Origin of the sequence: Cetobacterium sp. ZOR0034 (genome assembly GCF_000799075.1) — a bacterium.
Classification (GTDB): Bacteria; Fusobacteriota; Fusobacteriia; order Fusobacteriales; family Fusobacteriaceae; genus Cetobacterium_A.
This window is the reverse complement of sequence record NZ_JTLI01000028.1, coordinates 1-7460: the sequence shown is the minus strand read 5'-3', so window position 1 is coordinate 7460 and position 7460 is coordinate 1. Positions and strand designations below refer to the sequence as shown.

Genomic DNA, 7460 nt, shown 5'->3' with positions numbered 1-7460 from the left:
TATTTATTAGCTTTTTATCTTGCTGCTCCGGAAAACGCGGAATAACAACGTTAAGACCCTCAATTTCATTAAATTTTAAGTTTTTATGAAAATTTAACAACGCTAAGGAATTATCTAAATTGAATCTAACCCTTTAATTTCAAGGAGTTTTCGATATATCGAAGCTCGAGAAATATTTGTAATTTCACAAATTTGTTTTACTGTCATTTCACCCTCTTGATAAAGTTTTAAAGCGTAATTCATTCCAGCATGATTATTGTGATATTTTTTTACTCTTCCTTTAAATTTACCCTCTCTTTTAGCTATTTCAATACCTTCTCGTTGTCTCATTCTTATTAAATCTCTTTCAAGTTGGTTAACACCCGCCATTATTGTTATTAAAAATTGACTATATGGATTTTCTTCAGATAAATCTAACCAAGTATCTTTCAAAGATTTTAAATATGCTTTTTTTCCTCTAATTAAATCTATTAACAAAAATAGATCATGAGTACTACGAGTAATTCTTGTTAAATCAGTTACATAAATAACATCTCCACTTTTAATCTCTTTTAACATATTTTGTAATTCTAATCTATTCATTGTAGCTCCAGAAATTTTTTCTTCAAAAATAATATCCATTCCAATTTCTAGAAGTTGCTGTTTTTGCCTCGCTAAATTTTGATCTTCAGAACTCACACGAATATACCCTATTTTTCTCATTTTTATTCCTCCTCTTTGAGACAAGTCTTATGAGACTCTACAAACCTATATTTTATCACGGTTCTTATTTTGTATCAATAGAGTCTACTCTATTGATATAATATTAAAAATACAATTAAAGGAGTTACAATATGTCATTAAGAGGAAAAGAGTTATTTTCTCAAGAGCAAAGAGAAATGTTCATGAAAATACCTGAAGATGAATTATCTTTAGCAAGATATTACACATTTTCAAAATATGATTTAGAAATTATTCAAAGACATAGAAGAGATGAAAATAAAATAGGATTTGCTTTGCAATTAGCAGTATTGAGATATCCCGGTTGGCCATATAGCTACATTAAGTCTATTCCAAAGATAGTAATAAGTTATATTGCAAAACAAATAGGGACTGGAATAGTACCTGCTAGAAGATACCCACAAAGAGATAATACTCTTTGGCAACATATGAAAGAGATTAAAGAGGAATATGGTTTTATTTCTTTTGGTGAAGTTGAACACAAAAAAGTATTTAACTATATCTACAAATTAAGTTTAGAAAATGAAGATACCTTATATCTTTTTGATGAGTGTTTGAATTTTTTTAGAAAAAATAAAATTATACTTCCTGGTATAACTACTATTGAGAACCTAATATGGGAAGCTAAAAACGAAGCAGAAAAAATACTTTTTGATACTTTAAATAATTCTCTTTCAGAAGAGCAAAAAGAAAAGTTAAATTCTACTCTATTAGTTCAGCCTAATATAGAGGAGCGAAGCAGAACAACCCTTGGTTGGTTAAAAACTCCAACTGGCTTTCCTTCTCCAGAAACTTTTTTAAAGTTGGCTGATAAAATCGAGTATATAAAAGATTTACATCTTGATATTTCTTTAGTTCAACATTTTCACTCAAATAGATTATTACAACTCTATAGAATGGCTATGAGATATGAACCTTATGCTTTTAGAGATTTCAAAGAAAATAAAAGATATGCACTATTAACAATTCTTTTAATAAATCTTTCTAAAGACCTGATAGATAAGGCTTTTGAAGTTCATGATAGACAAATGTTAACACTGATTTCAAAAGGAAGAAAAGCTCAAGAAGAGATACAAAAAAATAATGGGAAAAAGTTAAATGAAAAAATAGTTCAATTTGCAAGTATAGGAAAATCTTTAATTAAAGCCAAAGAGGAAGGGATAGATCCGTTTAAAGCTCTTGAAACTATTGTTAATTGGGAAAATTTTGTTTTATCTGTAAATGAAGCTGAGAAATTAGCAAGGCCAGTAGATTATGATTATTTAGATTTATTAGAAAAAAGATTTTATTTTTTAAGAAGATATACTCCAAAATTTTTACATCTATTAGAATTTAAATCTACAAAAGCTAATGAATCTTTAATTGAAGGAATTGATATACTTAAAGATATTAACGAGAGTGGGAAAAGGAAAATTCCTGAAGATGCTCCAATAGATTTTATCTCTAAAAGATGGAGTAAATATGTATTTGAAAAAGATAACAGTATCAATAGACATTACTACGAAATGGCCGTTCTCTCTGAACTTAGAGAACATATTAGAGCTGGAGATATATCTATTTCTGGAAGTAGACAGTATATGGATTTTGAAGAGTATCTATTTTCAAAAGATGAATGGCAAGAATCTAAAATTTTTTCTAGATTAGCTGTGAGCTTAGAATTGGAAGATTATTTTACCGAGAGAAAATTAAGCATGGATAAAAGGCTGAGATGGTTTTCTAAAAATATTAATCAAATAAAAGGAATCTCTATTGAAAATGGAAAAATTTCAATTTCAAGATTGGAAAAAAATATTCCTCTAGAAGCAGAACAACTGAGTTCAAAATTATATAAACTTATACCCAGAATTAATTTAACAGATCTTTTAATAGATGTTGTAAATATAACAGGATTCCATGAAGAGTTTATTCATGCATCAACGAATAAAAAGCCAGATAACAGTGAAAAAATAACTCTAATAGCAGCTTTAATAGGAATGGGAACAAATATAGGTCTTACAAAAATGGCAGATGCTGCTTCAGGGATATCGTATAAGCAAATGGCATATATTTCACAGTGGAGAATGCATGAAGATGCTTTAAATAGAGCTCAAGTTAACCTTGTTAATTTTCATACTAAACTAAACATGTCAAAATATTGGGGTGATGGAACTACTTCATCTTCGGATGGGATGCGTATGCAATTAGGAGTTACATCGCTTCATGCTGATTCTAATCCTCACTATGGGACTGGAAAAGGTGCTACTATTTATAGATTTACAAGTGACCAATTTTCATCTTTCTATACGAAAGTAATTAATACAAATTCTAGAGATGCTACTCATGTTTTAGATGGGCTTTTAAATCATGAAACTGATTTAAATATATTAGAACACTACACAGATACAGCTGGATATACTGATCAAGTATTTGGACTTACTCATCTTTTAGGATTCAGATTTGCTCCTAGAATACGTGATTTATCCGATGTAAAATTATTTTCTTTAAGTGAAACAAAGGTATCCAAAAATCTTGAAAGTATTTTAAAGGGCAAAATTAATGAAAAGATTATAAAAGAAAATTATGATGATGTTTTAAGATTAGCATCCTCAATTAGAGAAGGTAAAGTTAGCTCTTCACTAATATTAAGTAAATTAGGATCTTACTCTCGGCAAAATAGTATTTCTACAGCATTAAGAGAGATGGGGAAAATAGAAAAAACTATTTTTATTTTAGATTACTTATCAGATGAAAAGTTAAGAAGAAAAATTCATAGAGGTTTAAATAAAGGAGAAGCTATGAATGGTTTAGCAAGAGCTATTTTCTTTGGAAAGCAAGGTGAATTGAGAGAAAGGACTATCCAAAATCAACTTCAAAGAGCAAGTACACTTAATATTATTATAAATGCTATTAGTATTTGGAATACGATTTACTTAGAAAAGGCTGTTCAATATTTAAAAACTATTGAAGAGGTTGATGAGGCTTTGTTAAGCAACATATCTCCACTTGCTTGGGAGCATATTAATTTTTTAGGGGAATATAAATTTGATTCAGATTGTTGTACAACTTCTTTAGAATTTTTAAGAGAGCTAAATATAGATTAAGCATTGAAAATAAAGGGGTCATAGATGGTCAGGAAAATCCTTAGCGTTGTTATTCCGCGTTTTCCTGACGGGACCCCTTTAAGGGAAATTACAATGGAAATAATAAAAGTATTACAAAATTAAACAATGCTTTATTTTTTAAAATAGATGAAAGTAAGATTAAAAATCTTACTTTAAATGAAGTTGATATAAACTCAACACTTGAAAAAGTAGGAGCTTTATGCAATATAGGGATGAATAGTTTTATAGAATACTGTAATGTGAATGGAAAGTTAGAAACTAAAGCCTTAAATAACTCTTATATAGGTGGAATAAGTGGTTACATTAAAAATATTACTATTAAAAATAATTACATAAACAGTGAAATTTTATCATCAGCTAAGAGTTCGGTTTATTCAGGTAGTATAGCAGGAATGATAGAAAATTCTTCAATATTAATTTGTAATATAGATTGTTCAATTTCTTGTGGTTCTATGTCTATTGGTAATTCCTATACGGGAGGAATAGGTGGAATAATTAGTGAAAGTAATATCAAAAATTGCTCTATTAAAGGAAATTTCTTTTCTTATATTAGTGTTTCTGGTGGTTATTCGGGTAATTTAGGAGGAATAGCTGGATATACAAGAAATGGAAATATTAATGCTTGTTATATAAATGGAACAATTTCAGCTGATTATTCTAGCGTTTATAATTCTAATATAAGGTATTATGCAGGAGGGATAGTTGGGAATATTGGTGATGGAAATATAGCTAATTGCTTTGTAAATAGCTCGATTTTTTGCACATCTCGTAAAAGACATCTTGGTTTAATAATTGGTGAAGGCTCTAGAGATATCTTAAAAAATAATTATACAAATAATTCAACTCTAAATGATAATATAATTAACTCCAATGATGAAAATGGAAAAGATGGTAAATCTCTAGATTCATCTCATTTTAATGAAAAATTTTATAAACGATTAGGATGGGATTTTGAAAATATTTGGATTTGGGATGAAAATAATAATACTCCTGTACTTAGACAAATAAATAATATATCTGAAAATGCAATTAAAAAAATTTCTATAGAAAAAAATGAACTTTCTAATATTTTAAACAATAATATTTGGATATAGGTAGATAGTATGTTTAGTTATGTTAAAAAGTTATTTAAAAGTACAAGTATATTAAATCCATTTTCAAAAATAAATATTTTAGCAAAAGTGGGCGTAAAATGTTTAAAAACATTTATAGACAATAACTTTAGAGAAAAAATAATCCCTATAGAAGGAAGTGTTGTCTATTCAGACTTATATTTTGGAGTGGAACATTCAGGAGTATATATTGGTAATAATGAAATTTTAAATATAGTTGTAGATAATTTTGCAGAAAGTAGTGTTAAAAAGTCTTCTCCTGAAGAGTTTACAGATAAAAGTTATCTTTATAAAAAAATATATGTATCTTGTAACTCAAAAGGTGCAGTTGGAAATAAAGATGTTTCTAATGGAGCTATTGCACATTTAGGTGAAAGAGGATTTTATGGATTAATTTTTAATAATTGCCATGAATTTAGTGAAAAATGTGTAGAGTATTCTAAGAATAATTATAGTTTTGATAATTTATTTAAGCTAAAAGATGTAAATGAAACTTGGGAACGAACTATAAAAAATCTTAAATTAAAATCTCAAAAAAAGCTTGGAGCAACTAAGTGGAAACTTTGGGATTGGAAAAACCAAAGTGAAATAGAAAAAGAAGAAGAACCAGATCTTGACCAAATAGAAAAATTTTGGAAAGATATAGTATTAAATGAAGAAAATATAAAAGTTTTAAGAGATGAATTAGACTCTTGTAATGAGTATATGAATGAAATTTCGGATGAGAATATTCCTAAAGAAGCTATAAATTTATTAACAGTATTTAAGGAATACTTAGAAACTGTTGATAAAAAGTATAGAGAAGTAGAAAAGTTTATTAAGATAACAGGGTGTGGATACAGTTATAATGAATTTTTAAATATGGGAGAAGATTTTTTAGCACTTGTAAAAGAGATAGAGAAAAATAAAAAAATAAAAGAAGTTATTAAAAGATTAGGAAGAAATTATATATCAAAAGAAAAAAAATTAAAGCCAAAAATTTTAAAAAGAAACAATAATGAAATATTAGGAGTTTATAAAAGTGATGATTTAGCTAGAATATTACCTTCTGAGTTAACTAATTTTGAGTCTGAAGAGTTAGAATATCTATTTTATTCAAAATTCTTGGAAAAAAGTTTATTAACATATGAAATTGTTTCTAAAGAACACAAGTACAATTCAAAAGAAAAAAAAGAATATATTAATTTAGAAAATAAGGGGCCTGTTATTGTATGTCTTGATACATCTGGAAGTATGAATGGGATGCCTATTTTAAAAGCAAAAGCTCTTTTATTATCAATTTCTAAAATATTGGAAAAAGAAAATAGAAGTCTTTATATCATTATTTTTGGTGATAAAGGTGAAATTAAAGAATTAAATATTTCTAACGAATCTGAGATAAATCAGATACTTCCTTTTTTAAACTCTGGCTTTAATGGAGGAACAGACTTTGAAACTCCTTTAGAGAAAGCAATAGATATAATAAAGAATTTAAAAGATTACAATAAAGCAGATATACTAATGATAACTGATGGTTTATGTGAATTAAGTGATAAATTTATAAAAAAACTAGAACAAAAAAAATCAAACCTAGGAATTAATATATATACTATAATCTGCAATAAAGATAGTATAAACGATAGGTATAGTGATGAAGTAATTAATTTATAATTAAAATTCATCTACTAAATTATAAAGTAATTGCTATGACTTTGTTTTTAAATGATTAAAATAACTTTGACATACACACTATAAATGTGTATAATGCTATATGAGGTGAATAGACATGTCATATAACTCAAAAGACCTCATTCAACTATTAAAAAATAATGGTTGGATTTTAGATAGAATTAATGGTTCTCATCATATTTTTTATAAAGGGAGTGTGACTATAGTAGTTCCTCATCCTAGAAAAGATATGAAAAAAGGTACGTATCTTTCTATCTTGAAGGCTGCGGGATTAAAATAATCCCGCTAACCTTATATATCAATATAATTTAGAGGTGATGAGAATGAAAAAAGATAGATATATTTATCCAGCAATTTTTCAGCAAGAAGATGAAGGATTTAATATTTCTTTTCCAGATTTACCTGGAGCATTTACATGTGGTGATAGCTTAGAAGAAGCTTTATTTATGGCTAAAGATTGTTTAGGATTATATTTATATTCTTTAGAATCTAGAGGATTAGATCTTCCTAATCCAAGTAAACCTCAAAATATAAAAGTAGATTCAACAGAATTTGTTCAGTTAATTGAAGTTTTTATGACTCCTATTAGAGATGATGAAAATAATAAATGTGTTAGAAGAAATGTAACATTGCCTAAATGGCTTAATGATTTAGCTAAGAAAAATAAGATTAACGTGTCTGCTATTTTGGAAAGTAGCTTAAAAGCTAAATTAGGTTTGTAAAAATCCCCTATTTAAAATTGAAAAGATTGAGATATTGTATCTCAATCTTATTTTTATACTGTATCGTATTATTAAATATAAATTTAATTTATAATACAATAGATATGTCGAAAAAGCAAGAAAAACAGTGTAAATAG

5 protein-coding genes and 1 pseudogene are annotated in these 7460 nt (G+C 27.1%); 5 read left to right on the top strand and 1 reads right to left on the bottom strand.

Annotation, left to right across the window (positions count from 1 at the left end; genetic code table 11):
* Positions 1-114 precede the first annotated feature (114 nt).
* On the bottom strand, positions 115-702 hold the full coding sequence (locus L992_RS06660; protein ID WP_047395178.1) for a recombinase family protein: 588 nt from the start codon (positions 700-702) through the stop codon (positions 115-117).
* Between the two features lie 131 nt (positions 703-833).
* Between L992_RS06660 and L992_RS06655 the strand changes: the two genes are divergently transcribed.
* From L992_RS06655 to L992_RS06635, 5 genes and pseudogenes are all read left to right on the top strand, one after another.
* Positions 834-3800 carry a Tn3 family transposase gene (locus L992_RS06655; protein ID WP_047395175.1) on the top strand — a complete coding sequence of 989 codons (2967 nt, stop codon included), beginning with the start codon at positions 834-836 and terminating at the stop codon, positions 3798-3800.
* Positions 3801-3889: 89 nt separating this feature from the next.
* Positions 3890-4915, top strand: a pseudogene (locus L992_RS06650) (ZmpA/ZmpB/ZmpC family metallo-endopeptidase-related protein); the annotation flags it as partial.
* A 9-nt stretch (positions 4916-4924) separates the two neighbouring features.
* On the top strand, positions 4925-6583 hold the full coding sequence (locus L992_RS06645; RefSeq protein WP_052193930.1) for a VWA domain-containing protein: 1659 nt from the start codon (positions 4925-4927) through the stop codon (positions 6581-6583).
* A gap of 115 nt (positions 6584-6698) precedes the next feature.
* Positions 6699-6881, top strand: a complete 183-nt coding sequence (locus tag L992_RS06640) for a type II toxin-antitoxin system HicA family toxin (protein ID WP_047395169.1) — start codon at positions 6699-6701, stop codon at positions 6879-6881.
* Positions 6882-6924: 43 nt separating this feature from the next.
* A complete protein-coding gene (locus L992_RS06635; protein WP_047395166.1) occupies positions 6925-7323 on the top strand; it encodes a type II toxin-antitoxin system HicB family antitoxin in 399 nt (132 codons plus the stop codon).
* Positions 7324-7460 lie beyond the last annotated feature (137 nt).